General features: G+C 70.5%; 27 protein-coding genes and 5 tRNA genes. 14 read left to right on the top strand and 18 right to left on the bottom strand.

The window, feature by feature from the left end; genetic code table 11:
* Nucleotides 1–39: 39 nt before the first annotated feature.
* Together ACIBBD_RS19205 and ACIBBD_RS19210 are read left to right on the top strand one after the other, a co-directional pair.
* Complete coding sequence (locus ACIBBD_RS19205; protein ID WP_037677600.1) at nucleotides 40–273, top strand: Lrp/AsnC family transcriptional regulator; 234 nt, start codon at nucleotides 40–42, stop codon at nucleotides 271–273.
* Nucleotides 274–293: 20 nt separating this feature from the next.
* Nucleotides 294–773, top strand: a complete 480-nt coding sequence (locus tag ACIBBD_RS19210) for a DUF3515 domain-containing protein (RefSeq protein WP_399420626.1) — start codon at nucleotides 294–296, stop codon at nucleotides 771–773.
* Nucleotides 774–857: 84 nt separating this feature from the next.
* Here ACIBBD_RS19210 and ACIBBD_RS19215 read toward each other — a convergent pair whose 3' ends face one another.
* Genes ACIBBD_RS19215 through ACIBBD_RS19225 form a run of 3 tightly spaced genes read right to left on the bottom strand, consistent with a single transcriptional unit; the run spans nucleotide 858 to nucleotide 3,875 of the window.
* Nucleotides 858–2,015 carry a D-alanine--D-alanine ligase family protein gene (locus ACIBBD_RS19215; RefSeq protein WP_399420627.1) on the bottom strand — a complete coding sequence of 386 codons (1,158 nt, stop codon included), beginning with the start codon at nucleotides 2,013–2,015 and terminating at the stop codon, nucleotides 858–860.
* Nucleotides 2,016–2,073: 58 nt separating this feature from the next.
* Nucleotides 2,074–3,084, bottom strand: a complete 1,011-nt coding sequence (locus ACIBBD_RS19220) for an NAD(P)H-dependent glycerol-3-phosphate dehydrogenase (RefSeq protein ID WP_399420628.1) — start codon at nucleotides 3,082–3,084, stop codon at nucleotides 2,074–2,076.
* Complete coding sequence (locus ACIBBD_RS19225) at nucleotides 3,081–3,875, bottom strand: lysophospholipid acyltransferase family protein (RefSeq protein WP_399420629.1); 795 nt, start codon at nucleotides 3,873–3,875, stop codon at nucleotides 3,081–3,083. Before ACIBBD_RS19225 ends, ACIBBD_RS19220 begins: the two co-directional genes overlap by 4 nt.
* 164 nt (nucleotides 3,876–4,039) lie before the next feature.
* On the opposite strand from ACIBBD_RS19225, the gene cofC reads away from it, so the two are divergent.
* Together cofC and ACIBBD_RS19235 are read left to right on the top strand one after the other, a co-directional pair.
* A complete protein-coding gene (gene cofC, locus ACIBBD_RS19230; RefSeq protein WP_399420630.1) occupies nucleotides 4,040–4,678 on the top strand; it encodes a 2-phospho-L-lactate guanylyltransferase in 639 nt (212 codons plus the stop codon).
* A 10-nt stretch (nucleotides 4,679–4,688) separates the two neighbouring features.
* Complete coding sequence (locus tag ACIBBD_RS19235; protein ID WP_399420632.1) at nucleotides 4,689–4,892, top strand: hypothetical protein; 204 nt, start codon at nucleotides 4,689–4,691, stop codon at nucleotides 4,890–4,892.
* Between the two features lie 152 nt (nucleotides 4,893–5,044).
* On the opposite strand, the gene ACIBBD_RS19240 is transcribed toward ACIBBD_RS19235, so the two are convergent.
* The 4 genes from ACIBBD_RS19240 to leuC form a co-directional block, all read right to left on the bottom strand.
* A complete protein-coding gene (locus ACIBBD_RS19240) occupies nucleotides 5,045–5,695 on the bottom strand; it encodes an HU family DNA-binding protein (RefSeq protein ID WP_399420633.1) in 651 nt (216 codons plus the stop codon).
* A gap of 137 nt (nucleotides 5,696–5,832) precedes the next feature.
* A complete protein-coding gene (locus ACIBBD_RS19245) occupies nucleotides 5,833–6,063 on the bottom strand; it encodes a hypothetical protein (RefSeq protein WP_399420634.1) in 231 nt (76 codons plus the stop codon).
* Between the two features lie 262 nt (nucleotides 6,064–6,325).
* Complete coding sequence (gene leuD, locus ACIBBD_RS19250) at nucleotides 6,326–6,919, bottom strand: 3-isopropylmalate dehydratase small subunit (RefSeq protein ID WP_399420635.1); 594 nt, start codon at nucleotides 6,917–6,919, stop codon at nucleotides 6,326–6,328.
* Between the two features lie 6 nt (nucleotides 6,920–6,925).
* Nucleotides 6,926–8,356 (bottom strand): 3-isopropylmalate dehydratase large subunit, encoded by a 1,431-nt coding sequence (leuC, locus tag ACIBBD_RS19255; protein WP_399420637.1) that lies wholly within the window; start codon nucleotides 8,354–8,356, stop codon nucleotides 6,926–6,928.
* A 186-nt stretch (nucleotides 8,357–8,542) separates the two neighbouring features.
* Here leuC and ndgR point away from each other — a divergent pair, with 186 nt between their 5' ends.
* Complete coding sequence (gene ndgR / locus ACIBBD_RS19260; RefSeq protein WP_015036427.1) at nucleotides 8,543–9,259, top strand: IclR family transcriptional regulator NdgR; 717 nt, start codon at nucleotides 8,543–8,545, stop codon at nucleotides 9,257–9,259.
* Nucleotides 9,260–9,342: 83 nt separating this feature from the next.
* Here ndgR and ACIBBD_RS19265 read toward each other — a convergent pair whose 3' ends face one another.
* Nucleotides 9,343–9,840, bottom strand: coding sequence for a DUF4188 domain-containing protein (locus ACIBBD_RS19265; protein ID WP_399420638.1), 498 nt, complete (start codon nucleotides 9,838–9,840; stop codon nucleotides 9,343–9,345).
* A 38-nt stretch (nucleotides 9,841–9,878) separates the two neighbouring features.
* Here ACIBBD_RS19265 and ACIBBD_RS19270 point away from each other — a divergent pair, with 38 nt between their 5' ends.
* Nucleotides 9,879–10,523 carry a MerR family transcriptional regulator gene (locus ACIBBD_RS19270; protein WP_399420639.1) on the top strand — a complete coding sequence of 215 codons (645 nt, stop codon included), beginning with the start codon at nucleotides 9,879–9,881 and terminating at the stop codon, nucleotides 10,521–10,523.
* Nucleotides 10,524–10,597: 74 nt separating this feature from the next.
* Here the strand turns inward: ACIBBD_RS19270 and ACIBBD_RS19275 are convergent.
* From ACIBBD_RS19275 to ACIBBD_RS19315, 9 genes are all read right to left on the bottom strand, one after another.
* Nucleotides 10,598–10,670, bottom strand: a tRNA-Glu gene (locus tag ACIBBD_RS19275).
* A gap of 28 nt (nucleotides 10,671–10,698) precedes the next feature.
* A tRNA-Gln gene (locus ACIBBD_RS19280) sits at nucleotides 10,699–10,770 on the bottom strand.
* Nucleotides 10,771–10,790: 20 nt separating this feature from the next.
* Nucleotides 10,791–10,863: transfer RNA gene (locus ACIBBD_RS19285), tRNA-Glu, on the bottom strand.
* Nucleotides 10,864–10,892: 29 nt separating this feature from the next.
* Nucleotides 10,893–10,965, bottom strand: a tRNA-Glu gene (locus tag ACIBBD_RS19290).
* Between the two features lie 39 nt (nucleotides 10,966–11,004).
* Nucleotides 11,005–11,076 (bottom strand) — tRNA-Gln (locus tag ACIBBD_RS19295).
* Between the two features lie 91 nt (nucleotides 11,077–11,167).
* Nucleotides 11,168–11,899 carry an HAD family hydrolase gene (locus ACIBBD_RS19300; RefSeq protein ID WP_399420640.1) on the bottom strand — a complete coding sequence of 244 codons (732 nt, stop codon included), beginning with the start codon at nucleotides 11,897–11,899 and terminating at the stop codon, nucleotides 11,168–11,170.
* A gap of 181 nt (nucleotides 11,900–12,080) precedes the next feature.
* The gene (gene gltX, locus ACIBBD_RS19305) at nucleotides 12,081–13,565 is read right to left on the bottom strand and encodes a glutamate--tRNA ligase (RefSeq protein ID WP_399420641.1); all 1,485 of its coding nucleotides are present in this window, start codon (nucleotides 13,563–13,565) and stop codon (nucleotides 12,081–12,083) included.
* Nucleotides 13,558–14,334 (bottom strand): fumarylacetoacetate hydrolase family protein, encoded by a 777-nt coding sequence (locus tag ACIBBD_RS19310; protein WP_399420642.1) that lies wholly within the window; start codon nucleotides 14,332–14,334, stop codon nucleotides 13,558–13,560. The genes gltX and ACIBBD_RS19310 overlap by 8 nt, the downstream gene beginning before the upstream one ends.
* 130 nt (nucleotides 14,335–14,464) lie before the next feature.
* Nucleotides 14,465–14,650 carry a hypothetical protein gene (locus tag ACIBBD_RS19315; RefSeq protein ID WP_399420753.1) on the bottom strand — a complete coding sequence of 62 codons (186 nt, stop codon included), beginning with the start codon at nucleotides 14,648–14,650 and terminating at the stop codon, nucleotides 14,465–14,467.
* Between the two features lie 618 nt (nucleotides 14,651–15,268).
* On the opposite strand from ACIBBD_RS19315, the gene ACIBBD_RS19320 reads away from it, so the two are divergent.
* The 8 genes from ACIBBD_RS19320 to ACIBBD_RS19355 all read left to right on the top strand — a co-directional run bounded on the left by ACIBBD_RS19320 (nucleotide 15,269) and on the right by ACIBBD_RS19355 (nucleotide 25,852).
* Nucleotides 15,269–19,015 carry a nitrate- and nitrite sensing domain-containing protein gene (locus ACIBBD_RS19320; RefSeq protein WP_399420643.1) on the top strand — a complete coding sequence of 1,249 codons (3,747 nt, stop codon included), beginning with the start codon at nucleotides 15,269–15,271 and terminating at the stop codon, nucleotides 19,013–19,015.
* Nucleotides 19,016–19,024: 9 nt separating this feature from the next.
* On the top strand, nucleotides 19,025–19,438 hold the full coding sequence (locus tag ACIBBD_RS19325; RefSeq protein ID WP_189937672.1) for a roadblock/LC7 domain-containing protein: 414 nt from the start codon (nucleotides 19,025–19,027) through the stop codon (nucleotides 19,436–19,438).
* Nucleotides 19,439–19,551: 113 nt separating this feature from the next.
* Nucleotides 19,552–19,950 carry a DUF742 domain-containing protein gene (locus ACIBBD_RS19330; RefSeq protein ID WP_019058642.1) on the top strand — a complete coding sequence of 133 codons (399 nt, stop codon included), beginning with the start codon at nucleotides 19,552–19,554 and terminating at the stop codon, nucleotides 19,948–19,950.
* Complete coding sequence (locus ACIBBD_RS19335) at nucleotides 19,931–20,506, top strand: ATP/GTP-binding protein (RefSeq protein ID WP_132855910.1); 576 nt, start codon at nucleotides 19,931–19,933, stop codon at nucleotides 20,504–20,506. Before ACIBBD_RS19330 ends, ACIBBD_RS19335 begins: the two co-directional genes overlap by 20 nt.
* Nucleotides 20,507–20,882: 376 nt before the next feature.
* Nucleotides 20,883–24,182 (top strand): nitrate- and nitrite sensing domain-containing protein, encoded by a 3,300-nt coding sequence (locus tag ACIBBD_RS19340; RefSeq protein WP_399420644.1) that lies wholly within the window; start codon nucleotides 20,883–20,885, stop codon nucleotides 24,180–24,182.
* A gap of 10 nt (nucleotides 24,183–24,192) precedes the next feature.
* Nucleotides 24,193–24,606 (top strand): roadblock/LC7 domain-containing protein, encoded by a 414-nt coding sequence (locus ACIBBD_RS19345; RefSeq protein WP_004983065.1) that lies wholly within the window; start codon nucleotides 24,193–24,195, stop codon nucleotides 24,604–24,606.
* Between the two features lie 96 nt (nucleotides 24,607–24,702).
* Nucleotides 24,703–25,290, top strand: a complete 588-nt coding sequence (locus ACIBBD_RS19350) for a DUF742 domain-containing protein (RefSeq protein WP_399420645.1) — start codon at nucleotides 24,703–24,705, stop codon at nucleotides 25,288–25,290.
* Nucleotides 25,271–25,852: an ATP/GTP-binding protein gene (locus ACIBBD_RS19355; RefSeq protein WP_029183992.1), complete on the top strand. Its 582-nt coding sequence runs from the start codon at nucleotides 25,271–25,273 to the stop codon at nucleotides 25,850–25,852. The genes ACIBBD_RS19350 and ACIBBD_RS19355 overlap by 20 nt, the downstream gene beginning before the upstream one ends.
* Nucleotides 25,853–26,285: 433 nt before the next feature.
* On the opposite strand, the gene ACIBBD_RS19360 is transcribed toward ACIBBD_RS19355, so the two are convergent.
* A complete protein-coding gene (locus tag ACIBBD_RS19360; RefSeq protein ID WP_399420646.1) occupies nucleotides 26,286–26,480 on the bottom strand; it encodes an acyl-CoA carboxylase subunit epsilon in 195 nt (64 codons plus the stop codon).
* Nucleotides 26,481–26,518: the final 38 nt, after the last annotated feature.

Below are 26,518 nucleotides of genomic sequence, written 5' to 3' on the forward strand. Positions count from 1 at the left end.
TTTTCCCCACATGATCCTCGTGGCCGCCCTGGAGGTTCCGTGGTACAGGCGTACATCCTGATCCAGACGGAGGTCGGCAAGGCGTCGACCGTCGCCGAGACGATCAGCAAGATCCCCGGGGTCGTCCAGGCCGAGGACGTGACGGGTCCCTACGACGTGATCGTGCGGGCCCAGGCCGACACGGTCGACGACCTCGGCCGCATGGTGGTCGCCAAGGTCCAGCAGGTGGACGGGATCACCCGTACCCTGACCTGCCCGGTCGTGCATCTGTAGCCCCCGTCTACCCTTGGCCGGTGAACCTTTTTCGTCACCGGCCAATTGTTCTGCCGCCGCTCGCCCTCCTGCTCGCTGCGGTGGGCTGCTCCTCAGCAGACGGTGACGCGTCGACGGCGGTTCCCAGCCCCTCGGCAACGGTCACCGAACTGTGCCGGAACCTGGACGAGGCGCTGCCGTCCACGGTCGACGACCTCGGCCGCCGGGATCCCTCACCCGCCTCCACGCTGACCGCGGGCTGGGGGAACCCGGCGATCATACTGCGCTGCGGTGTCGAACGGCCCGCGAAGATGAGCGATCAGGAGGCCGACGGGGTCGAGGTGAACGGGGTGGGGTGGCTGCTGGAGAAGCAGGAGGACGGGTCGTTCCGCTTCACCACCGCGCTGCGCAAGGCGTACGTCGAGGTGACGATCCCCGAGGAGCGCGCGGCGGACGGCATGGCACCGCTCGTCGACCTGGCGTCCGCCGTCAAGAAGACGATCCCCGAAGGGATCGCCTAGCGGGTGTCCGTCGGCCCCGATGGACAGGGAGCGCCCCGTCCATCAGGTCGGCTTCGGTGGGGGTGCCACTCGGCCGGGCCGGACCTACCTGAGCCCGGTCGACCGGCGCAGCGCCGCCTGCACGAGGCGGTCGACGAGCTCCGGATAGCTGATCCCGCTCGCCTGCCACATCTGCGGGTACATGGAGATCGGCGTGAAGCCCGGCATCGTGTTGATCTCGTTGATCACGAACTCCCCGTCCTCCGTGAGGAAGAAGTCCGCCCGCACCAGGCCCTCGCAGGAGGCCGCCTCGAAGGCGTCCACCGCGAGCCGCTGCACCTCGGCGGTCTCCTCGGGCGTGAGCGGGGCCGGCACGATCCCGGGGGTCGAGTCGATGTACTTGGCCTCGAAGTCGTAGTACGCGTGCGCCTGCGGCGGCGGGATCTCGGCCGGGGCGGAGGCCCGCGGGCCGTCCTCGAACTCCAGCACCCCGCACTCGATCTCGCGGCCCCGCAGCGCCGCCTCGACGAGGATCTTCGGGTCGTGGCGCTGCGCCTCGGCGATCGCCTCGTCGAGCCCCGACAGGTCGTCGACCTTGGTGATGCCGATCGAGGAACCCGCGCGCGCGGGCTTCACGAAGAGCGGCCAGCCGTGCTCGCCGGCGAAGTCGACGATCTTCTTGCGGGCGGCGGACTCGTCCCGCTCCCACTCGCGCGGCCGGACCACCACGTACGGGCCCACCTTCAGCCCGAAGGAGGTGAACACCCGCTTCATGTACTCCTTGTCCTGGCCGACGGCCGAGGCGAGCACACCCGAACCCACGTACGGCACACCGGAGAGCTCCAGCAGACCCTGAAGGGTGCCGTCCTCGCCGTAGGGGCCGTGCAGCACCGGGAAGACGACGTCGACCTCGCCGAGCGCCTTGGGCACCGACCCCGGCTCGCTGTAGACGACTTCGCGGTTCGCGGGGTCGACGGGGAGCACCACGCCGCCCTCCCGCGACTCGGCGAGCTCCTCGACGTCGGGCGTACGGCGGTCGGTGATCGCCATGCGCTCCGGCGCGTCCGCGGTGAGGAACCAACGGCCTTCCCGGTTGATGCCGATCGGCAGGACCTCGTACTTCGTCCGGTCGATGGCCTTGAGGACGGCGCCGGCGGTGACCACGGAGATCCCGTGTTCGGAGCTGCGGCCGCCGAACACGACGGCCACACGCGGCTTGCGAGACGGCTGCTCAGGGCTCTGGGGGAGGTTCTCGGTGCTCATATCGGCTTGAGAGTACCCGGTGGTAGGGCCCGGATACAGCGTCGGCTCGGGGCGTCGCTCAGCGTCGCTCGGGCTTCGCGCTGCGCGACATCAGCTCCTTCAACGCCACCACCGGCGGCTTGCCTTCGTGCACGATGCCGACGACCGTCTCGGTGATGGGCATGTCGACGCCGTGCCGGCGGGCCAGATCCAGCACCGACTCACAGGACTTGACTCCTTCGGCGGTCTGCCTGGTGACCGCGATGGTCTCCTGCAGGGTCATGCCCTTGCCCAGGTTCGTGCCGAAGGTGTGGTTGCGGGACAGGGGCGAGGAGCAGGTGGCCACCAGGTCGCCCAGGCCCGCGAGTCCGGAGAAGGTGAGCGGGTCGGCGCCCATGGCCAGGCCGAGGCGGGTGGTCTCGGCGAGGCCGCGGGTGATCAGCGAGCCCTTGGCGTTGTCCCCGAGGCCCATGCCGTCCGCGATGCCGACGGCGAGCCCGATGACGTTCTTCACGGCGCCGCCCAGCTCGCATCCCACCACGTCGGTGTTGGTGTACGGGCGGAAGTACGGCGTGTGGCAGGCGGTCTGCAGTCGCTGGGCGACCCGCTCGTCGGTGCAGGCGACCACGGCGGCGGCCGGCATCCGGGCGGCGATCTCCCGGGCCAGGTTGGGCCCGGTGACCACGGCGACGCGGTCCGCACGGACCTTGGCCACGTCCTCGATGACCTCGCTCATCCGCATGGTCGTACCGAGTTCGACGCCCTTCATCAGGGAGACGAGGACCGTGTGGGGCGCCAGCAGCGGGGCCCACGCGGCGAGGTTGGCCCGCAGGGTCTGGGAGGGCACGGACAGGACCGTGAAGTCGGCGCCCTCGGCGGCCTCGGCCGCGTCCGTGGTGGCCCGCGCGTTCTCCGGCAGCTCGACACCGGGCAGGTAGTCGGGGTTCGTCCGAGTGGAGTTGATCGCTTCCGCGACCTCGGCCCGGCGGGCCCACAGGGTGACCTCGCACCCGGCGTCGGCGAGCACCATCGCGAAGGCCGTGCCCCACGAACCGGCGCTGAGGACCGCCGCCTTGACCGGCTTGCTCACGTGCCCTGCCCTTCTGCCTGCTTCCCCTGGGTCCGCGCCTGGGACCGCGTCCGTGTCTGCGCCTCGGTCCGGCGCCGCTGCTCGATCCGCTCCAGGCGCGGGTCGTACGGCGTCACCGGCGCCTTCTGCCCGCGGATCTCCTCCAGCTGGCGGGTGATGGCGGCCATGATGACCTCCGTCGCCTCCTTCAGCAGCTCGGGAGTCATCTCCTTGTCGTAGAACCGCGTGAGGTCCACGGGCGGACCGGCGAGCACGCGGTGGGTCTTGCGCGGGAAGAGGTGCGGCTTCTTCGCGTACGGCGGCAGCACCTCGTTGGCGCCCCACTGCGCGATCGGGATCACCGGGCACTTGGTCTGCAGGGCGACGCGTGCGGCACCGGTCTTGGCGGTCATCGGCCAGCCGTCCGGGTCGCGGGTGAGGGTGCCCTCGGGGTAGAACGCGACGCACTCGCCGCGCTCCACGGCGTCGATCGCGGCCCGGAAGGCGCTGAGCGCGTCGGTGCTCTCGCGGTAGACGGGGATCTGCCCGGTGCCGCGCATCGCGGCGCCGACGAATCCCTTGTTGAAAAGTGCGCTCTTCGCCAGGAATCGTGGCACTCGCCCCGTGTTGTACTGATAGTGCGCGTAAGCGAAGGGGTCGATGTGCGAATTGTGGTTCACCGCGGTGATAAATCCGCCCTCGGCCGGAATGTGCTCCATTCCTCGCCAGTCCCGCTTGATCAGAACCACCAGCGGCGGTTTGCAGAGGACCGCAGCGAAGCGGTACCAGAAGCCGATTCTGCGGCGGGGCACGCGGACACCTTCCTCTAGGACTTCCCTGACTTCCTTCCGGGGCCTGGGGCCGCACAAGTGTCGCCCCGGGCCGCCGGTCTGTCGAGAACACCGTACGCCCCGATCGAGGGACCGCCGGAGGAGCCGGGTGACAATGGCCGCGACAAGAGAGGGACGGTACACCGGTGCAGTGGAGCTTGGTCATCCCCGTGAAGCCCTTGGCGCTGGCCAAGAGCAGGCTCGCGGACACCGCGGCCGACGGGCTGCGGCCCGGACTCGCCCTCGCCTTCGCCCAGGACACGGTCGCCGCCGCCCTGGCCTGCCCCGCGGTGCGGGATGTGGCGGTGGTCACGGACGACGTCCTGGCCGGTCGGGAGCTCGCGGCGCTGGGCGCCCGCATCGTCCCCGACGAGCCGGGCTCCGGCCTGAACTCCGCTCTCGCGCACGCGGAGGCCGTCGTGCGCTCCACCCGCCCCGACGGCGCGCTCGCCGCCCTGAACGCCGATCTCCCGGCGCTGCGTCCCCCGGAATTGGCCCGCGTCCTGGACGCGGCCGCGGAATTCACGCGGGCTTTTCTTCCCGACGCGGCCGGAATCGGCACGACCCTTCTCGCGGTGGCTCCCGGCCATGAATTGCTTCCCGCATTCGGCACCGATTCCCGCGCCCGCCACCGGGCCTCCGGAGCGGCGGAACTCCGCCTCGCCGCGGTGGATTCCGTACGACAGGACGTGGACACCGGCGAGGACCTGCGGGCGGCTCTGGCACTGGGCGTGGGGCCCCGGACGGCCGCGGCGGCCGCGCGCCTGCTGATCGCGGGGCAGTAGGCTGCCGGGCATGCAGGCCACCGCGTACACGTACGACCCCGACACCCGCAGCGGACAGGTGCTGCTGGACGACGGCACCCCGGTGCCCTTCGACGCGCCGGCCTTCGACGCGGGCGGGCTGCGGCTGCTGCGGCCCGGGCAGCGGGTGCGGATCGAGGTCGAGGGCGAGGGGGACGCGCGGCGCATCACCCTGGTGACCCTGCACACCTTCTGAGGCGCGCATCCCGGACCGGGACCGGGCGGCAGGCCCGGGAAACAGCTCGAAGAGGCCCGGAACAGGGCCGGGAAACCGGCCCCGGACACGCCGCGGGCCGGACTCCGAGAGGGAGTCCGGCCCGGCGCGTGAGTGCCCCTGACCCCTGACGCCTAGCGGGCGGTGGTCTTCTTGGCGGTGGTCTTGCGCGCGGTCGACTTCTTGGCGGGGGCCTTCTTGGCCGTCGCCTTCTTCGCCGGGGCCTTCTTGGCCGTGGTCTTCTTGGCCGCGGCCGTCTTCGCGGTGGTGGTCTTCTTGGCGGCCGCCGCCGTCTTGGTGGTCGACTTCTTGGCGGTCGTCTTCTTGGCGGTGGCCGTGGTCTTCTTCGCGGCGGCCGTCGTCTTCTTCGCCGGGGTGGTCTTCTTCGCGGCGGCGGTCTTGGTGGTGGCCTTCTTCGCGGCGGCCTTCTTGACCGTCGCGGTGGCACCACCGGTCAGGCTGCCCTTGGGGGCCTTCTTGACGGCGACCTCGCCGCCGCGCGGCAGCTTCTTCGAGCCGCTGACCAGGTCCTTGAAGCCCTGACCTGCGCGGAAGCGCGGCACGGACGTCTTCTTGACCCGAACCCGCTCGCCCGTCTGGGGGTTACGGGCGTAACGCGCCGGACGGTCGACCTTCTCGAACGAACCGAAGCCGGTGACCGAGACCCTCTCCCCCGCGACGGTCGCGCGGACGATGGCGTCCAGGACCGCGTCGACCGCGTCGGCGGCCTGCTGGCGGCCGCCCAGCTTGTCGGCAATCGCTTCTACGAGCTGCGCCTTGTTCACGTCTTCCCCTTCGGAGACATCGCCAGAACGAAAGTGTTCAAGCTTTTTCGCACGTTAGGCAGATATATACCGCAAATCAAACACGAAACGGGCTAATCACCCTTGTGCCGCAACGAACTCGGCTGCTCAGGAGGCGATCAGCGCTCCTCTTCGGGCATTCGCCCCTTGTCGAGGTCCGCCATGAACCGCTCCAGCCGCCTTGTCGCACCGGCGGGATCGTGCTTGGCCGCGGCCGTAATGACCAGCAGCTTCCGGGTCAGCGCCATCCGTACGCCCTCCGGGACTTGCAGTGCGCGCACCCTTGCGTGCGCTTCCTTGAGCTGGTTCGCGACCGCCGTATAGAGCTCGAGTTGGCCGTCGTGTTCCATGCACAGATTGTGCCATCTGGGGCGAGTTGTCGCCCGCCCAGGGGGCAACTGCCGCCTCAAACGGCCGTTTGGACACTGCCGGAAGCCGTGTCCACGGAGGGCGCGTACCCCGGCAACCACCGCCCTAACGTGGGAAGTTGGGAGGAAGAGTGAGGACCGGGGGGGCCGAACGGGTGCAGAAACGGCCGTACCCCCGATCGGTCCGATCGGGGGTACGGAGGGGGTGTCGCGGTGGCCGAAACTCGACCTGCTCAGCCAGGGATCAGCTCTGGAGCGTCCGCGGCTTGTAGGACGGGCGCTTGGCCTCGTAGGCGGCGATGTCGGCCTCGTTCTGGAGTGTGATGGAGATGTCGTCCAGCCCGTTCAGCAGCCGCCAGCGGGAGTTCTCGTCCAGCTCGAAGGGGGCGGTGATCCCCTCGGCGCGCACCTCACGCGCCTCCAGGTCCACAGTGACCTCAGCAGTCGCGTCCTTCTCGACGAGCTCCCAGAGCGCGTCCACGATCTTCTGCTCGAGGACCACCGTGAGCAGGCCGTTCTTCAGCGAGTTGCCGCGGAAGATGTCGGCGAAGCGGGAGGAGATCACGGCCTTGAAGCCGTAGTTCTGCAGCGCCCAGACGGCGTGCTCCCGGGAGGAACCGGTGCCGAAGTCGGGGCCCGCGACCAGCACGGTCGCACCCTGCCGCTCGGGACGGTTGAGGACGAACTCCGGGTCCTTGCGCCAGGCCTCGAACAGCCCGTCCTCGAAGCCGTCCCGCGTCACCTTCTTGAGCCAGTGAGCAGGGATGATCTGGTCGGTGTCGACGTTGGAGCGGCGCAGCGGGACGGCCCGGCCGGTGTGCGTGGTGAATGCTTCCATGGCTGATCAGACTCCAGCGGGCGTACGGGTCTCGGCGTCGGACAGGTCGGCCGGGGAGGCCAGGTGGCCCAGGACCGCGGTGGCCGCCGCGACCTGCGGCGACACCAGGTGCGTACGACCGCCCTTGCCCTGCCGGCCCTCGAAGTTGCGGTTGGAGGTGGACGCGGAGCGCTCACCGGGCGCCAGCTGGTCGGGGTTCATGCCCAGGCACATCGAGCAGCCCGCGTGCCGCCACTCGGCGCCGGCCTCCTTGAAGACGACGTCCAGACCCTCGGAGACGGCCTGCAGACCGACGCGCGCGGAGCCCGGGACGACCAGCATCCGTACGCCGTCGGCGACTTTGCGGCCCTTGATCAGCTCGGCGGCGGCGCGCAGGTCCTCGATGCGGCCGTTGGTGCAGGAGCCTACGAAGACGGTGTCCACCTTGATGGAGCGCAGCGGCTGTCCGGCCTCCAACCCCATGTACTCCAGGGCCTTTTCGGCGGCGAGGCGCTCCGAAGCGTCTTCGTACGAAGCAGGGTCGGGGACGTTCGCCGAAAGCGGCGCGCCCTGGCCCGGGTTGGTGCCCCAGGTGACGAACGGCGACAGTTCGGCGGCCTCGATGACGACCTCGGCGTCGAACTCGGCGTCCTCGTCCGTCTTCAACGTCTTCCAGTACGCGACGGCCGCGTCCCAGTCCTCGCCCTTCGGGGCGTGCGGGCGGCCCTTGAGGTACTCGAAGGTCGTCTCGTCGGGGGCGATCATGCCCGCGCGGGCGCCCGCTTCGATCGACATGTTGCAGATGGTCATCCGGGCCTCCATCGAGAGCTGCTCGATGGCGGAGCCGCGGTACTCCAGGACGTAGCCCTGGCCGCCGCCGGTGCCGATCCGGGCGATGATCGCCAGGATCAGGTCCTTGGCGGTGACGCCCTCGGGCAGTTCACCGTCGACCGTGATCGCCATGGTCTTGGGGCGGGTCATCGGCAGGGTCTGGGTGGCCAGCACGTGCTCGACCTGCGAGGTGCCGATGCCGAAGGCCAGGCCGCCGAAGGCGCCGTGCGTGGAGGTGTGCGAGTCACCGCAGACGACGGTCATGCCCGGCTGGGTCAGACCCAGCTGCGGGCCCACGACGTGCACCACGCCCTGCTCGACGTCGCCGAGCGGGTGCAGGCGCACGCCGAACTCGGCGCAGTTCTTGCGCAGCGTCTCCAGCTGGACTCGGGAGACCGGGTCCGCGATGGGCTTGTCGATGTCGAGGGTCGGGGTGTTGTGGTCCTCGGTCGCGATGGTGAGGTCGAGTCGGCGCACCTGGCGGCCGCTCTTGCGGAGGCCGTCGAAGGCCTGCGGGCTGGTCACCTCGTGCAGCAGGTGCAGATCGATGAAGAGGAGGTCGGGCTCGCCCTCGGCGCGCCGGACGACGTGGTCGTCCCAGACCTTCTCCGCGAGTGTCCTACCCATCGCTTTCCCTCCGGCCGGTGAAAACGCTCCGGCCCAACTAGAGATCTTGTGGAGCGGCGCCCTCGCCCCTGGTCCCGGGCACCCGCCGCCAAGCCCGTTGGTCTTCGGGCCGTGTGCATCCAAGGGTTGCGCGTCTCACGGAAAAATGAACTTGCGTTTCACAGAGTGAGACGGGAATATCGTTTCATGGACAACAGTAGCGGCGTCGGCGTTCTGGACAAGGCAGCCCTTGTCCTGAGCGCTCTGGAGTCCGGTCCGGCCACCCTCGCGGGCTTGGTCGCGGCGACCGGACTGGCACGACCCACGGCTCACCGGCTGGCCGTGGCTCTGGAACACCACCGTATGGTGGCGCGCGACATGCAGGGCCGTTTCATCCTCGGCCCGCGTCTGGCGGAACTGGCCGCGGCGGCGGGCGAGGACCGCCTCCTCGCGACCGCCGGCCCGGTGCTCACCCACCTCCGGGACGTCACGGGCGAGAGCGCGCAGCTCTACCGCCGCCAGGGCGACATGCGCATCTGCGTCGCCGCGGCGGAGCGGCTGTCCGGCCTTCGGGACACGGTCCCGGTCGGCTCGACGCTCACGATGAAGGCCGGTTCGTCGGCCCAGATCCTCATGGCCTGGGAGGAGCCCGAGCGCCTCCACCGCGGCCTCCAGGGCGCCCGTTTCACGGCGACGGCCCTGTCGGGCGTGCGGCGCCGGGGATGGGCCCAGTCCATCGGCGAGCGCGAGCCGGGCGTCGCGTCCGTCTCCGCGCCCGTGCGCGGCCCCTCGAACCGCGTGGTGGCCGCCGTCTCGGTCTCCGGTCCCATCGAGCGCCTGACCCGCCACCCGGGCCGTATGCACGCCCAGGCGGTCATCGACGCGGCGGCCCGCCTCTCGGAGGCCCTGCGCCGCACCGGCTGACGCCCGCAGGACGTCGTACCCCGTCGGGAAAGGACCGGCCTCAACGCCGCGGCAGGTCCTGGACGGCGGGGACGCGATCTCCGTCAGGAGCGCCAGGAGAAACGGTCCCCGGCACGGCGGCCCCGCTCCTCCAACGGCACCTGTCCGTGCCCGGCGGCGAGCCCGAAGGCCGGCATGTCCCCGTAGATCGCCTCGTAGGACCCCTCGGGCACGACGTACGCCTCGTGCCAGATCCCCACGTGTCCGCGCACCTTCCCGTCCCGCTCCATGCGGTTGATCCGCGCCCACACCGCGTGGTGGACGGCGTCCGGCGCGCTCGCGTACGCGTACAGCTTCTCCTTCGACTCCCAGTACTGGACGACGTAGTACGTCCGCGGGGAAGCCGTCAGCAGGACCCGGGAGAGCAGTCCGCGCTCCGGCTGCTTCTTCAGCTCGGCCAGCATGCGCAACATCGCCAGCATGACCGGCAGCCACTGGTGCACCGCCCGGAAGCGGTTGATCCGCATGCCGATCAGCAGGACGACCACGTCACCCTGGGCGTCGGCGGTGGTGCGACGCGCGCCGATGCGTTTCGCTGCCATATTTGGATAGTGCCGTTGTCCAAGAAAGGGCGCAAGAGATGCGGCTGGCCGAACTGAGCAAGCGCAGCGGTGTGTCCACCGCGACGATCAAGTACTACCTGCGCGAGGGCCTGTTGCGCCCCGGCCGCCAGGTCAACGCCACGACCGCCGAGTACGACGAGGGACATCTGCGCCGGCTGCGGCTGGTGCGGGCCCTGATCCAGGTGGGGCGGGTGCCGGTGGCGACCGCCCGGGAGGTGCTGGGGCACGTCGACGACGAGTCGCTGGGCCGCACGATCCGGCTGGGCGCGGCCCTGTGGGCGCTGCCGCAGGACGCGGAGCCCGACGAGGAGGATCCGGCGGTGCTCGCCGCCCGGCGCGAGGTGGACACCCTGCTGGAGCGGCTGGGCTGGGAGACGGCGCGGGAGCTCGCGCCCCTGTCCCCGGTGCACCGTTCGCTGGTGGTGGCGGTGGCCACGCTGATCCGGCTCGGTTACCCGTGGGACGCCCAACTGCTCGCTCCCTACGCGGAGTTGATGCACCAGGTCGCCGTCCGCGATCTCGACTTCCTGGAGACGCACGCCTCGGAGGAGGAAAGGGTCGAGACGGCGGTCGCGGCGGCGGTGCTGTTCGAGCCGGTCCTGAAGGCGCTGCACCGGCTGGCGCAGGAGGAGGAGTCGGCACGCCGGTACGGCATCGTGTGAGCGGGGCCGTCGGACGAGCGGCGGCGAAGACGCCGAAGGGGCTCCCACCTGAGTGGAAGCCCCTTCGGACTGCGTACCCCCGACCGGATTCGAACCGGCGCTACCGCCTTGAGAGGGCGGCGTGCTAGGCCGCTACACAACGGGGGCGTGGACTCTGCGTTTCCGCAGGTCCGAGCTGGTCTACCTGGACTCGAACCAAGACTAACTGAACCAGAATCAGTCGTGCTGCCAATTACACCATAGACCAATGTGGTTTAGACCAGTCAGTACCCCCGACCGGATTCGAACCGGCGCTACCGCCTTGAGAGGGCGGCGTGCTAGGCCGCTACACAACGGGGGCCCTAGCGATTCCGAGATGATCGGAACCAGTACCCCCGACCGGATTCGAACCGGCGCTACTGCCTTGAGAGGGCAGCGTGCTAGGCCGCTACACAACGGGGGCTTGCGGATGTGATCCGCGGGTGCAGATGAGCTCTGCGAGCTGGCCTACCTGGACTCGAACCAAGACTAACTGAACCAGAATCAGTCGTGCTGCCAATTACACCATAGGCCACTGGAACGCAAGCCCCGGAGGGGATTTTGTTCTAGCTTGCTCCTCCGGGTTCCGGCCTCTCGGCCCGCTCCCCGGCGGCGCAGGAAGAACATTACCCGAAGGTGGACTGCGCTCCAAAACGGGTATCCGCGCCGAGGATCGCGGGCAGTTCGGCGAGGGTGGCGATCCGGTGCCGCCCGGAGGGCAGCTCCACGGTGGCCGTGCCGCCGCAGCGGTCGATCCAGACGGAGAGCAGCCCGGCGTCCGCGGCGCCCTGTCCGTCGATCTCCGGGTGGTCGCCGACGTACGCCACCTGGTGCGGGGGCAGGGAGAGTGCCTCGCAGGCCGCGAGGAAGGCGGCGGCCGCCGGTTTGGAGACGCCGAGCTCGGCGGCGCACAGGATGACCTCGAAGCGGTCGTGCACGCCGAGGACGCGCAGCTTGCGGTCCTGGACCTCGATGCTGGAGTTGGAGAGCACCGCGTGCCGGTGGCTGGCGGCGAGGGCGTCGAGGACGGGCAGGACATCGGGGAAGAGGGCCCAGGCGGCCTCGTAGTGGCCGATGTAGCGCCGGAACCAGTCGTCGGCCTCCGCGTCGGTCATCTCCCGGCCCAGGAAGACCCGTACGCGGTCGCGGCGCTGGCCCTGGAAGGTGGTCTCGCCGGCGGCGAAGCGCGCCCACTGCTGGTCGGTGACCTCCCGCCACCGGACGAGGGCCTGCTCCGGCGTGGAGTACTCGTCGAGGAGGCCCTCGGCCGCGAGATGGCAGCGCATGCCCTCGCGGTCCGCGGTCGTGTAGTCGAAGAGGGTGTCGTCCACGTCCCAGACCACGGCGCGAATGCTCATGATCCGACGGTAACGCCCGAACGGGGAGCGCGTCCGGCGTTCGCGACGGCTGGGAGCGGCGCGGCGGGAACCGGCGCGCCGACCGCCCTGACCGGGGGCGGTGTCCCGCGACGCGCTCTGCACGAACGCCGAGGGGCGGCAGCCGGTGACCCGGTTGCCGCCCCTCGCGCGTACGCCGCTCCTACGCCGCCAGCCTGGTCAGGGCCGCGTCGACGCGGGTCAGCGCCTTCTCCTTGCCCAGGATCTCCAGGGACTCGAAGAGGGGCAGCCCGACCGTGCGGCCGGTGACGGCGACGCGGACCGGGGCCTGGGCCTTGCCGAGCTTGAGGCCGTGGGCCTCGCCGGCGGCCAGGACGGCCTCCTTGAGGGACTCGGGGGACGTCCAGTCGGCCGCCTCCAGCTTCTCGCGGGCCGTGCGCAGCAGGGCGTCGCTGCCCTCCTTCATCGCCTTCGTCCAGCTCGGCTCGTCGAAGACCGGCTCGGGCAGGAACAGGAAGTCGACGTTGTCGGTGATCTCCGACAGGACCTTCAGGCGGGTCTGGGCGTGCGGGGCGATCGCCTGCCACCTGGCCTCGTCGAAGTCCTCCGGCGCCCAGGGGGCGAACGGGGCCTTCAGCCACGGGCGGCAGCGCTCCGTGAAGTCCTTCACGTCCAGCAGGCGGATGTGGTCGCCGTTGATGGCCTCGCACTTCTTCAGGTCGAAGCGGGCCGGGTTGGGGTTGACGTCCTTGATGTCGAAGGCCGCGACCATCTCGTCCGTGGTGAAGATGTCCTGGTCGGCGGAGAGCGACCAGCCCAGGAGGGAGAGGTAGTTGAGCAGGCCCTCGGGCAGGAAGCCGCGCTCGCGGTAGAGGTTGAGTGAGGACTGCGGGTCGCGCTTGGAGAGCTTCTTGTTTCCCTCGCCCATCACGTACGGCAGGTGGCCGAAGGACGGGATCCCCTTCGCGACGCCCAGCTCGATCAGCGCCTTGTACAGGGCGATCTGGCGGGGCGTGGAGGAGAGCAGGTCCTCGCCGCGCAGGACGTGGGTGATCTCCATCAGGGCGTCGTCGACCGGGTTGACGAGCGTGTAGAGGGGGGCGCCGTTGGCGCGGACGATGCCGTAGTCCGGGACGTTCTCCGGGGTGAAGGTCAGCTCGCCGCGGACCAGGTCGGTGAAGGTGATCGTCTCGTCGGGCATCCGGAAGCGGACGATCGGGGTGCGGCCCTGGGCCGTGTACTCCTCGACCTGCTCGGCGCTCAGGTCGCGGCAGTGACCGTCGTAGCCGGAGGGCTTGCCGGCGGCGCGGGCGGCCTCGCGGCGGGTGTCCAGCTCCTCCTGGGAGCAGTAGCAGTGGTACGCGTGACCGGCGTCCAGCAGCTTCTGCGCGACGTCCTTGTAGAGGTCCATGCGCTGCGACTGGCGGTACGGCGCGTGCGGGCCGCCGATCTCGGGGCCCTCGTCCCAGTCGAAGCCCAGCCAGCGCATCGAGTCCAGGAGCTGCTCGTAGGACTCCTCGGAGTCGCGGGCCGCGTCGGTGTCCTCGATGCGGAAGACCAGGGTGCCGCCGTGGTGCCGGGCGAACGCCCAGTTGAACAGGGCGGTGCGGACCAGGCCCACATGGGGGTTACCGGTGGGCGAGGGGCAGAAACGGACGCGTACGGGGGAGCCGGGTGCGCTAGCCACGCTTGACAACCTTGTTGGTGAGAGTGCCGATGCCTTCGATGCTGACGGAGACCTCGTCGCCGACAGCGAGGGGGCCGACCCCTGCCGGGGTGCCCGTGAGGATGACGTCGCCGGGGAGCAGCGTCATGGCCTCGGTGATGTTGACGATCAGATCCTCGATGGAGTGGATCATCTCGCTGGTGCGGCCGAGCTGCCGCTGCTGCCCGTTGACCGTCAGCTGGATGGTGAGGTCGCCGGGGTCGAGGTCGGTCTCCACCCAGGGCCCGAGCGGGCAGGACGAGTCGAAGCCCTTGGCCCTCGCCCACTGCTTCTCGCGCCGCTGGACGTCCCGCGCGGTGATGTCGTTGGCGCAGGTGTAGCCGAGGATCACGTCCTTGACGCGCTCGCGCGGGACCTCGCGGCACATGCGGCCGATGACCACGGCGAGCTCGGCCTCGTGGTGGAGTTCCTCGGAGAAGGACGGGTACTGGATGTCGTCCCCGGGGCCGATCACGGAGGTCGACGGCTTGAAGAAGGCGAACGGGGCGTCGGGCACCTCGTTGCCGAGTTCGCGCGCGTGCTCGGCGTAGTTGCGCCCGAAGGCCACGACCTTGTTGGGGAGCACGGGCGGGAGCAGCCGGACCTTGCTCAGCGGCACCTTCGTGCCGGAGAGCTCGTGTTCCGCGAACGGGATGCCCTTGATGATGTCGAGGACGAGCTCGTCCGGCTTGTCGCCCTCGACCGCGCCGAAGGCGACGTTCCCGTCGATGGAGAACCTGGCGATGCGCACGGGTTGGTTGGCCCCTTGCTGAGCTGGCGGGAGTCTGACGCTCCAGGCTAACGCGGAAGGGCGTCCCCGGCCGGGGACGCCCTTGACATCCGTGGTGGCCGCCTTGAGCATGCGGCGGCCGGTACCCGTACTACTCCGCGGAGGAGGCGGCGGCGGAGGCCGCCACGGGGATCTCGGTGAGGATGGTGCGCTTGGGGTTGGCGGTCTGGGCCGGCAGGTCGACGGAGTGCTCCTGCTGTTCCGGGAGCTGCACTTCGTCGGCGCCCTTGAGGTGGGCCAGCGTCGTGCGTCGCGGGTTGGCGATCTTGTGGAACATCGTCATCGTCGTCTTCACTGTTGTACTGAGCCCTGTCCTGTCCGGGCGCCGGGCGAGCCGGGACGGCCCGCCGCTCAGGCGCGGCTTGTCGGATTTGCCATTCCTGTAAAGCGTCAGGCTAAACACGCGATTCCCGGTGAACGCGTGAAGGTCTCATGATCGGCATGTGAGTTTGCTCACGAATCCACGCCCAAACCGGTCAATTCAGGCCCTGATCCGACCGCCATGAAACGGACATTGGCCACCTGAAGCCCTCATTCCGCTCCTGATCATGGCGACTGGGACACCCGACACCCCCTAGGGCTTCACCCCGGTATGTCCGCTTTGCTCTAGATCACTTTGTACGACCGGTAATCCACCCCTCACGCGGTGTCACGGATGTCACAGCCCGGCCAACACACCTTGTTGGAGATCCTGCACTGTGCTGGAATTCCACGGACCGCCGCAGGATCGAGCCGGCGCGCAGGGGGCGCACAGCAGCGCCGAGTGGCGGCGAGATAGGGGGAACCAGCGCCGGTCACTCACGACTCGAAGGGCGTATTCAGGACGCCCCTCAAGACGCCGACACCGTCCTTCCGTTCACCCGGAAGGACGCCTGGTCCAGAGGTTGCGACGCTAGTGCAGGGACGTTTCAAGAGGGATGGCAGTGCTTCGGCCGAGCCGGAGCCGCACGGCGGGACCGACCGTGGTTCCTCGCCCCAGCACGCCCAGAACCCGGGTTCGACCCCGTCCGGCGACGGCGGTGAGCGCCCCGGGCGCCCCGGCACGTCCGCCTCGGCGAGCGCCCCGCCCTCCACCCCGGCGGTCAAGCCCCCGGCCGGTCCCCCCGGCCCCGGCTCGCGTGTGGCCCTGCGCAACTGGCGCATCTCCACGCGTCTGGTCGCGCTGCTGACGCTCCCCGTGGTCGCGGCCACCACCCTGGGCACGCTGCGCATCAACCAGTCGATGGACGACATCCAGCAGCTCGACAACATGAAGCTGCTGACGGACATGACCAAGCAGGCCACCGAGCTGGCCGCCGCGCTCCAGGACGAGCGCGACAAGTCCGCCGGTCCGCTGGCGCACGGCGCGAAGGCGACGGACTTCACGGTCAAGGGCGCCCGCGAGAAGACCGACCGGACGCTGTCCGCGTTCAGCGACGCCTCCGAGGAGATCGACGCCTCCAGCACGGACGGCAACCTCCAGGGCGTCCGCGACAGCCTCGTCGGCCTCCTCAGCGACCTCGGCAACCTCGCCAAGATCCGCAAGACGGCCTACGCGGAGAAGGACAACTCCACCCAGACGGTGGAGGCCTACCACCGCCTCATCACCCACCTGCTCGACCTGTCGCAGGACATGGCGCAGGCCACGAGCAACCCGGAGATGATCCAGCGCACCCGCGCGCTGGCCGCCTTCTCCGCCGCCAAGGAGTACGCCTCCGTCCAGCGCGCGACCCTCGCGGCCGCGCTGCCGGTCAACGACGACACCTACGGCAAGCTCTACGAGAACGACCGGCAGTACGCCGAGGCCGCGCTGGAGAACCAGGACTCCGAGCTCGCCAGCTTCCGCAGCATCTACGGCGACGAGGGCGCCGAGGAGCTGCTGCAGCCCATCGAGCAGGGCAGCCCGACCATCGAGGACGCCGACACCTACGCCACCCGTGCGCTGAGCTCGGCGACCGGCCTCACCTCGCTGGACAAGCGGTCGTACCAGGACTGGTTCGATGCCAGTACGACCAAGATCCGGCAGATGACCAACATCGAGACCACGCTGCTCGAGGACATGGAGCAGAAGGCCCGTGAGTTGCGCGCCGAGTCGGAGCGCGAGGCGATCATCTCCGGTGCGCTCATCCTGCTCGTGCTCGGTGTCTCGCTGGTCGGCGCGTTCGTCGTCGCCCGGTCCATGATCCGCTCGCTGCGCCGGCTGCAGGAGACCGCCACCAAGGTCGCCCAGGACCGGCTGCCCGAGCTGGTCAAGCAGCTGTCCGAGTCCGACCCGCAGGACGTCGACACGTCCGTGGAGTCGGTCGGTGTGCACTCCCGGGACGAGATCGGCCAGGTGGCCGCGGCCTTCGACGACGTGCACCGCGAGGCGGTCCGCCTCGCCGCCGAGCAGGCCCTGCTGCGGGGCAACGTCAACGCGATGTTCACCAACCTCTCGCGCCGCTCCCAGGGTCTGATCCAGCGCCAGCTGTCGCTGATCTCCGAACTGGAGTCCCGCGAGGCCGACCCCGACCAGCTGTCCTCGCTGTTCAAGCTCGACCACCTCGCGACCCGTATGCGCCGTAACGGTGAGAACCTCCTCGTCCTCGCGGGTGAGGAGCCCGGCCGCCGCTGGACCCGTCCGGTCCCGCTGGTCGACGTGCTCCGCGCCGCCGCGTCCGAGGTGGAGCAGTACGAGCGCATCGAGCTGGCCTCCGTGCCGACCACCGAAGTGGCCGGCCGGGTCGTCAACGACCTCGTGCACCTGCTCGCCGAGCTGCTGGAGAACGCCACCTCGTTCTCCTCGCCGCAGACCAAGGTCAAGGTCACCGGTCACGCGCTGCCCGACGGCCGCGTCCTGATCGAGATCCACGACACCGGCATCGGCCTCTCCCCCGAGGACCTGGCCGCCATCAACGAGCGGCTCGCCTCGCCGCCCACCGTGGACGTCTCCGTCTCCCGCCGCATGGGCCTCTTCGTGGTCGGTCGTCTGTCGCAGCGGCACGGCATCCGCATCCAGCTGCGCCCGTCCGACTCCGGTGGCACGACCGCGCTGGTCATGCTGCCCGTCGATGTCGCCCAGGGCGGCAAGAAGCCGCAGCCCAAGCCCGGCCAGGGCGGCGCGTCCGGCGGTCCCGCCGCCGCGCAGGCCGCCGCCGGTGCCGCCGCGGCCCGTCGTCAGAGCGGCCAGCAGGGCGGTGCCCTCGGCGCCGGTGCGCCGGCGGCCGGCGGTGCCCTGGGCTCCGGCCCCGGCGGAGGCGGCCGGCTCGGCGCGGGCCAGGGTCCGCGGGCCGCACTGCCCGGCCGTGACGGCGGTGGCCGTCCCGGCGGACCGCAGGGTCCGGGCTCACCGCAGCAGGGCCGCCCGGCTCCGGCCGGCGCGGGCGCCGGCTTCGGCGGGCAGGCGCCGGGCGCGCCGCAGGGTCTGCAGACGGCCGGTCCCGGTGCGCCGGGCCAGGGTCAGGACATGTTCGGCGGCGGACGACAGGCGCCGCAGCGCCCGAACGACAACCGGTCCGAGCAGGGCGGCCGCGGCCGCGGCCGCGGCCGCCAGCCGCAGCTGCCGCCGCGCGGCGGCCCGCGCCCCGAACTGCCCGGCGGCACCCCGCAGCAGCGCGGCGCGAGCTGGGCCGGCGACAACGCCCAGCCGCCGGTGGGCCGCGCCGCGATGGACGCCCCGCGCGGCCACGAGGAGCCGGACGCCGCCCAGACCTCCCGCATGCCTCGCATCGACGACCGGCAGGGTCCCGGCTCGACCGCGGAGATACCCCGGATCGAGGAGCACCAGGGCCCCGGTGACTTCACGCGCCCCGGTCTCGACGGCGCCCAGGGCACCGGCCGGTTCCCGGCGGTGGGCGGCAACCAGGACACGGGCCAGTTCCCGGCATCCGGCGGCAACGGCCAGCAGGACGGTTACGTCCGCCCCGACGTCTTCGGCGCCCCGGGCGGCCAGAACAACCCGGCGGGTCCGGGCCGGTTCGCCGCTCCGCAGGCGTACGACAACGGCTCCACCGGTCAGTTCTCCACCCCCGGCTACGACGGTTCCTCCACCGGGCAGCATTCCCTGCCCGGCCACCAGGACCCGCAGTCCACGGGGCAGTTCGAGCGCCCCCAGGCCAACGGCGGCAACGGTTACGGCCTCCCGCAGCAGCCGGTCCCGCCGCGCCCCCAGCCCGACACCAGGGGCCCGCAGCGGCCCGACGACGCCCTGGGACCGGGCGACGGATGGGCCCTGCCGCCGGCCCCGGGTCCGGGTGACGGCCGTACTCCTCTGTACGACACCCTGGAGACGAACTGGTTCCACGGGCAGGGCGGCGGAAACGGCGAGAGCTCCGCTCCGGCGCCGCAGCAACAGCAGCCGCAGGCCCCGGCTCCCCAGCGTCCTGCGGGCGGTGCCTGGCGCACCTCGCCCAACGACGAGCTCGTCCGGCAGGCCGAGCGCGTCCGTCAGCCGGCCGCGGGCGGCGTCACCACGTCCGGCCTGCCGCGCCGGGTGCCCCGGGCGAACCTCGTCCCGGGCACGGCTCAGCAGCAACAGCACCAAAGCGGTCCGCAGGTCTCGCGTGCGCCTGACGACGTACGCGGACGGCTGACCAATCTTCGTCGGGGCATCGCGCAGGGTCGCCAGGCCGGCAACGGCCAGACCGGCAGTTTCCCGAGCCCCACTCACCAGCAGGAGCGTTAGTTGAGCCAGATGAGCCAGGCCGCCCAGAATCTGAACTGGTTGATCACCAACTTCGTGGACAACACCCCCGGGGTGTCCCACACCGTCGTCGTGTCCGCCGACGGGCTTCTGCTCGCGATGTCCGAGGGCTTCCCGCGTGACCGTGCCGACCAGTTGGCAGCCGTCGCGTCGGGGCTCACCTCGCTGACGGCCGGCGCCTCACGGATCTTCGAGGGCGGCCACGTGGCCCAGACGGTCGTCGAGATGGAGCGAGGTTTTCTCTTCCTCATGTCCGTCTCGGACGGCTCTTCCCTGGCCGTTCTCGCGCACCCCGAGTGCGACATCGGCCTGGTCGGCTACGAGATGGCGCTGCTGGTCGACCGCGCGGGCGCGGTGCTCACACCCGACCTGCGCGCCGAGCTCCAAGGCAGTCTGCTCCACTGACCGTCTTCGGTACCACTCACCTCACGAAATCACCGTCCGGCCGACACAATCCCCCCACCGGCCACGACGGACGGCACGACTGACCGAGACATGCTGTCCCGCCCGGAGGATCCATGACCCCGCCCACCGCCTCTCATGATCCGTACGCGGAGCCGTACGGGGATGAGGGCGACCAGCCGCTGGTGCGTCCGTACGCGATGACCGGCGGCCGGACCCGGCCGCGCTACCAGCTCGCCATCGAGGCACTGATCAGCACGACGGCCGACCCGGCAGCGCTCATGGGGCTCCTTCCCGAGCACCAGCGCATCTGCCACCTGTGCCGCGAGGTGAAGTCGGTGGCGGAGGTATCGGCTCTCCTGGCCATGCCGCTGGGCGTGGCGCGGATCCTCGTCGCGGACCTCGCCGAGGCCGGCCTGGTGGCCATCCACCAGCCGGGCGGCGACGAGAACAACGGCGGCGCACCGGACGTGACGCTGCTCGAAAGGGTGCTCAGTGGACTTCGCAAGCTCTGACGGGGGGCGGGCCACCACCTCCGCGAAGATCGTGGTGGCGGGGGGCTTCGGCGTGGGCAAGACCACGTTCGTGGGCGCCGTCTCCGAGATCAACCCGCTGCGCACGGAGGCCGTGATGACGTCCGCGAGCGCGGGCATCGACGACCTCACCCACACCGGGGACAAGACCACCACCACGGTGGCCATGGACTTCGGCCGCATCACGCTGGACCAGGACCTGATCCTGTACCTGTTCGGTACGCCCGGCCAGGACCGGTTCTGGTTCATGTGGGACGACCTGGTGCGCGGCGCGATCGGCGCGGTGGTGCTGGTGGACACCCGCCGCCTGGCCGACTGCTTTCCGGCCGTGGACTACTTCGAGAACAGCGGTCTGCCGTTCGTCGTCGCCCTCAACGGCTTCGACGGACAGCAGCCGTACCAGCCGGAAGAGGTGCGCGAGGCACTGCAGATCGGACCGGACACCCCGATCATCACGACCGACGCCCGGCACCGGGCGGATGCCAAGAGTGCGCTGATCACGCTGGTTGAGCACGCGCTGATGGCACGTCTGCGGTAACTTTCGAGCACCCCGTGCCCTACGGCGTTGGTCGTAGGCGTACCGGAGCCGGCTGTGGCCTTTGACACGGCCGGCTCCGGTGTTCATAACGTTTCGGCAGAGGAATCGGGTGGTACCACCACGCGTCGCGGTCACTTGGTCTCGCTGCGCGCACGAAGGCCCCGTCTTTTGACGGGGCTCGCTCTTTATGACCGATTTATCTGGGGCTTACATCACGAGGAATCGGCGCTTCTCACTGTTTTGAAGAGCGCAGGTCGTCGTGCTGGAATGCCTGAACTGCCCAATAGTCAATGACGTACTCATGGTCGACGGCTGAGTGGGCTCTGAGACACAGCGGCACGACGTAGGTGCCGACCGCCGAGAGGTTGTTGGTCGAGTGAGGCGAAGCAAGAAAAGTCCCGAGCCGGCGGCGCGGGGCAACTTCACCCCGCCGCCGCGCGGAGCGGCGCCCGCCCCTGTGCCCGGTTCGGAGCCGCCGGCCGTACCCGCCAAGAGCGGCGGCCGACTCTCCCCGCGCAACTGGCGCGTGCCCACCCGACTGAACGCGATCCTGCTCATACCCGTGCTGGTCGGCCTGGTCATGGGCGGCTTCCAGGTGAAGAGCTCGATCGACACCTGGCAGGAGGCCCGCGACGCCGAGAAGGTCGCGAAGATCGTGGCCGCCGCCGGCGAGTACGCCGAGGCCCTCCTCAACGAGCGTGACGTCTCCGCCCAGCCCCTGCTGCAGAACAAGAAGGACGACGAGGCCGTCAAGGACGCCCGCGCCTTCACCGACGAGAAGGCCGCCGCCTTCCACAAGGAAGTCGTCGGGATGCCCGACAAGGAGGGCCTGGAGCGCCGGCTGAACCTGGTGGAGGAGGCCGAGCCGACCCTCACCCAGATCCGCGCGGCCGCCTACACCAAGGCCATGGACCCGGTGAAGACCGAAGAGGGCTACGTCGCGGTCGAGCACCTGCTGATGGAGTTCTCCAACGAACTCGGCCTGGGCACCGGCAACATCACGGCGTACGGCCGCACGGTGTACGCCATCGCCCTCGCCAAGGGCGCCGAGTCCCTGCAGCGCGCGATCGGCATGCACCTGCTGGTGCGGCCCAGCCCCGACGAGGCGGTCTACCGGCAGCAGCTCACCGCCTTCACGTCCTACGCCTACCTCGAGAACGTGGCCATCCAGGAGTACATCTCCGGTGGCACCACCGACGACGCCGCGCGGCTCACCGAGGTCATGAAGCAGAAGACCGAGGAGGGCGCCAAGCTCGCCGCCGACGCCAAGGAGAAGGCGGAGGCCGCGGACGAGGAGTACGTCGCGCCGCCCACGATGGAGAAGATGATCCAGGCGATCGGCAGCGGCCAGGCGCCCGCCGACCTCGCCCAGCAGGGCATCACCGCCTCCACGTGGATGACGGCCGCGACCCTGAAGTTCGAGGGCTACAGCCAGATCGAGAAGGAACTGATCGACCGGGCGGTGACCGACGCCGGGCAGATCGCCTCCGACGCCCAGCGCGACGCCGTCATCAACGGTGGCATCGTCGTCATCGCCCTGCTCACCGCCTTCATCATCGCCTCCCTCATGGCGCGCCAGATGAGCCAGTCCATGCGCCAGCTGCGCAACGCCGCCTTCGGCATCGCCGAGCAGCGGCTGCCGATGCTGGTCGACCAGCTCTCGCGCACCGACCCCGGCCGCGTCGACACCCGGGTCGCCCCGATCCCGATCAACACCACCGACGAGATCGGCGAGGTCGCCCGCGCCTTCGACCAGGTCCACCGCGAGGCCGTCCGGCTCGCCGCCGAGCAGGCCCTGCTGCGGGGCAACATCAACGCGATCTTCACGAACCTGTCGCGTCGCAACCAGTCGCTGATCGAGGGCCAGCTGACCCTCATCACCGACCTGGAGAACAACGAGGCCGACCCGGACCAGCTGGAGAACCTCTTCCGCCTGGACCACCTCGCGACCCGTATGCGCCGCAACGGCGAGAACCTCCTCGTTCTCGCCGGCGAGGAGCCCGGCCGCCGCTGGGACCAGCCGGTCCCGCTGGTGGACGTGCTGCGCGCCGCCTCCTCCGAGGTGGAGCAGTACGAGCGCATCGAGCTGTCGGGCGTCCCGGAGGCCGAGATCCACGGCCGTGCCGTGACCGACCTCGTGCACCTGCTCGCCGAGCTCCTGGAGAACGCCACCACGTTCTCCTCGCCGCAGACCAAGGTCCGCGTCACCGCGACCCGTCTCCCCGACGGCCGCGTGATGATCGAGATCCACGACAAGGGCATCGGTCTGACGGCCGAGGACTTCGCGGACATCAACCACAAGCTGGCCAACCCGCCGACCGTGGACGCCGCGATCTCCCAGCGCATGGGCCTCTTCGTGGTCGGCCGCCTCTCCGACCGGCACGGCATCCGCGTCCAGCTGCGCCCCTCGGGCGAGCAGGCCGGCACCACCTCGCTGGTCATGCTGCCGGACGCGATCACGCACGGCGGTGGCGGCGAACAGGCCTCCGCCGGGGACGAGTTCACCGTCTCGCAGATCATCCCGGAGCAGCGGTTCCAGGGTGAGGACTTCAACCAGCAGCCGATGCGCACGGCGGCCGAACTCGGCTTCGACGACAGCCGCTACACCGAGGTCCCCGACGACCTCCGCGACCTGGACCCCGTGGGCCGCTCCCTGATGCGCGAGGAGCGCCGGGCGGCCCTGGAGGGCCAGTCCCCCGACCAGCCGCAGCACGAGTCCCCCGAGACGTCCGGGTACGGCGAGAGCTTCGACCAGACCCGGCAGCAGTCGGCGTACGACGCCTCCCAGAACGGCTACGCGGGCGCGCAGAACGGCTACGACGGCGGCGCGAACGGGTATGCCGAGCAGCCCTCGGCGTACGACCAGCGGACGCCGTACGAGGAGCCGCAGCGCCCGGCCTACGAGGAGCCGCAGCGCCCGGCCTACGAGGACCCGTACCCCGCGTCGAACGGCACCGCGCAGAACGGCGGCTTCACGTCGAACGGCACCGCGCAGAACGGCGGCTTCACGTCGAACGGCGGCTACCCCGACCCGGCGTATGCGGAGCCGGCCCAGGAGGAGCGCGCCCCTGCCCAGGCGTCCGCGCCGGAGGGCTTCCCCTCGTACGAGGAGCAGTCCTACCAGGACGACTGGCCGCAGCAGAGCGGCTACCAGAACGGCTACCCGGACCAGTACGCTCCGGAAGCGGAATCCGCGCAGGCCGCTGACGCGAGTGAGCAGGACCGCGTAGGCTTCGACCGGCCGGGACCGGCCCACTCCGGCGTCCACGACATGACCGAAGCCGGGCTTCCCCGTCGCGGATCCACCGCGGCGAGCGGATCGAACGGCTCGCGGCCCGTGAACCAGGAAGCGCCGGCTCCCTCTTCGGAGAGCAACGGCAACAGCGACTGGCGTTCGGCGAACGACGCGCGCTGGCAGCAGGCCGCGCAGCTCCGGAAGCCGAAGGCGGGCGGGGTCACCTCCTCCGGCCTGCCGCGGCGGGTGCCCAAGGCCAATCTGGTCGAGGGTGCCGCCGAAAGCACCCCCCAGGGAGGCCCACAGGTCTCCCGCGCCCCGGAGGACGTCCGAGGCAGGCTGAGCAACCTGCGTCGGGGTGTCCAGCGCGGACGCAACGCAGGCAGTGAAACGAACGGCCAGGGCTTCGGTCCTGACAGCACCTACGACCAGGAGCGTTAGTGTGAGCCCGATGAGCCAGGCGGCACAGAACCTGAACTGGTTGATCACCAACTTCGTGGACAACACCCCGGGGGTGTCCCACACGGTGGTGGTCTCCGCCGACGGACTCCTTCTGGCGATGTCCGAAGGCTTCCCCCGCGACCGCGCCGACCAGCTCGCGGCCGTCGCCTCCGGTCTGACGTCACTGACGGCAGGCGCCTCCCGGATCTTCGAGGGCGGCAGCGTGAACCAGACGGTTGTGGAGATGGAGCGGGGATTCCTCTTCATCATGTCCATCTCCGACGGTTCCTCGCTCGCGGTTCTCGCCCACCCCGAGGCGGACATCGGCCTCATTGGGTACGAGATGGCCCTTCTGGTGGACCGAGCCGGTACGGTCCTGACGCCCGACCTTCGTGCGGAGCTCCAAGGGAGCCTTCTCAACTAACAGCGGGACGGTGCGTATTGGCGTCCCGAGGCCGTAGGGTTTCGGGACGCGGCTTCCACGTGGTGGATGCCAGGCACAGTCGGAGGAGGAGAGAAAGTGGCAACACCCCCAGGCGGTTCCCATTCGGGTCACTGGCCGTACGGCCCTGCCCAGGGTCACGGCGACGGGACCCAGAACCCGAACCGTTACAACTTCCCCTCCGCTCCGAGCCAGCGTCAGCCGTACGCGCCGCAGAGCCCGCAGGGCCCGGGGCCGTCGCCGTACGACCAGCCGCAGGCGCCGCGCATCCAGCCCGTGCAGCCGCAGCGGCGCGCCCCCGAGCCGGCGCCCGCCGGGGCGTCGAACAACCCCTTGGTGCGTCCGTACGCCATGACCGGCGGCCGGACCCGCCCGCGGTACCAGCTCGCCATCGAGGCGCTGGTGCACACCACCGCGGCTCCGCACCAGATGCAGGGGCAGCTGCCCGAGCATCAGCGGATCTGCAACCTCTGCCGTGAGATCAAGTCGGTAGCCGAGATCTCGGCCCTCCTGACAATCCCTCTCGGCGTGGCCAGGATCCTCGTCGCCGACTTGGCGGAGGCGGGACTGGTCGCCATCCATCAGCCCGGCGGCGACGAGAACGCCGGCGGCCAGCCAGACGTGACACTGCTCGAAAGGGTGCTCAGTGGACTTCGCAAGCTCTAGCGGCGGTCCTTCCCGCTCCACCACCTCGGCGAAGATCGTGGTGGCGGGTGGCTTCGGCGTGGGCAAGACCACGTTCGTCGGGGCCGTTTCGGAGATCAACCCGCTGCGCACAGAGGCCGTGATGACTTCCGCTTCGGCGGGCATCGACGACCTCACCCACACCGGAGACAAGACGACCACCACGGTCGCCATGGACTTCGGCCGCATCACGCTGGACCAGGACCTGATCCTGTACCTCTTCGGTACGCCCGGCCAGGACCGCTTCTGGTTCATGTGGGACGACCTGGTGCGCGGCGCGATCGGCGCGATCGTCCTGGTGGACACCCGCCGACTCGCCGACTGCTTCCCCGCGGTCGACTACTTCGAGAACTCCGGTCTCCCCTTCGTGATCGCCCTGAACGGCTTCGACGGCAACCAGCCGTACTCGCCGGACGAGGTCCGTGAGGCCCTGCAGATCGGCCCGGACACCCCGATCATCACCACCGACGCCCGCCACCGCGCGGACGCGAAGAGCGCGCTGATCACCCTGGTGGAGCACGCGCTGATGGCACGCCTGCGGTAACGCTGCCGCGCGACGGCACGTCAAGGGGGCGCCCTCTCCGGTCGGAGAGGGCGCCCCCTTGACGTGGGCGGACGTGCCCGAGAGGTCCTGCCGGGCGAGGCGGACGACGTGACGGCTGTGGCTGTGGGTGGCCGCAAATCGCCTGGGCAGGCGCCCCGGCGGGGCGGGGAGGGCCGTCGTCCGCCGGGAGCGGTGACGGTGACCGGTCCGCCGGCGTCTCGGTCCCGCTCGGACACGCGCCGGGCGGGCGCGGGGACGGGCCGCCCGGCACGCCGGCCGGGGGCGCGCGGGGGGCCGTACGCCCGCCGTGCGGCCGCCCGCCCCGGCCGGCGGAAGCCGGAAGGGGCGGGCGGAAGCTGAAAAGCCGGGCGGAAGCCGGAAGGCCCCGGCCGCCCTGGTGGGCGTCGGGGCCTTCGGTGTACGGGGTGGGCGCTCAGCGCCAGCTGTGGGGCGCCCGGAAGCCGGACTCGCGCTCCAGGCGGCGCCAGCCGGCCCTGGCACGGCCGCGGTGGGCCGCAGTGGGCTCGGAGGACCGGGCGGCGGCGCGGGCCAGGAGGATCGCCGTGATGGCGGCGACTTCCTCGGGCTCGGCGTGGCCCTTCTCGACGCGGATGTCAGCTGTGTCCATGGGTGTCAGTCTCCGTGAGAGAGGTTTCCGCGGGGGTG

Source organism: Streptomyces sp. NPDC051315, assembly GCF_044455165.1.
GTDB lineage: Bacteria > Actinomycetota > Actinomycetes > Streptomycetales > Streptomycetaceae > Streptomyces.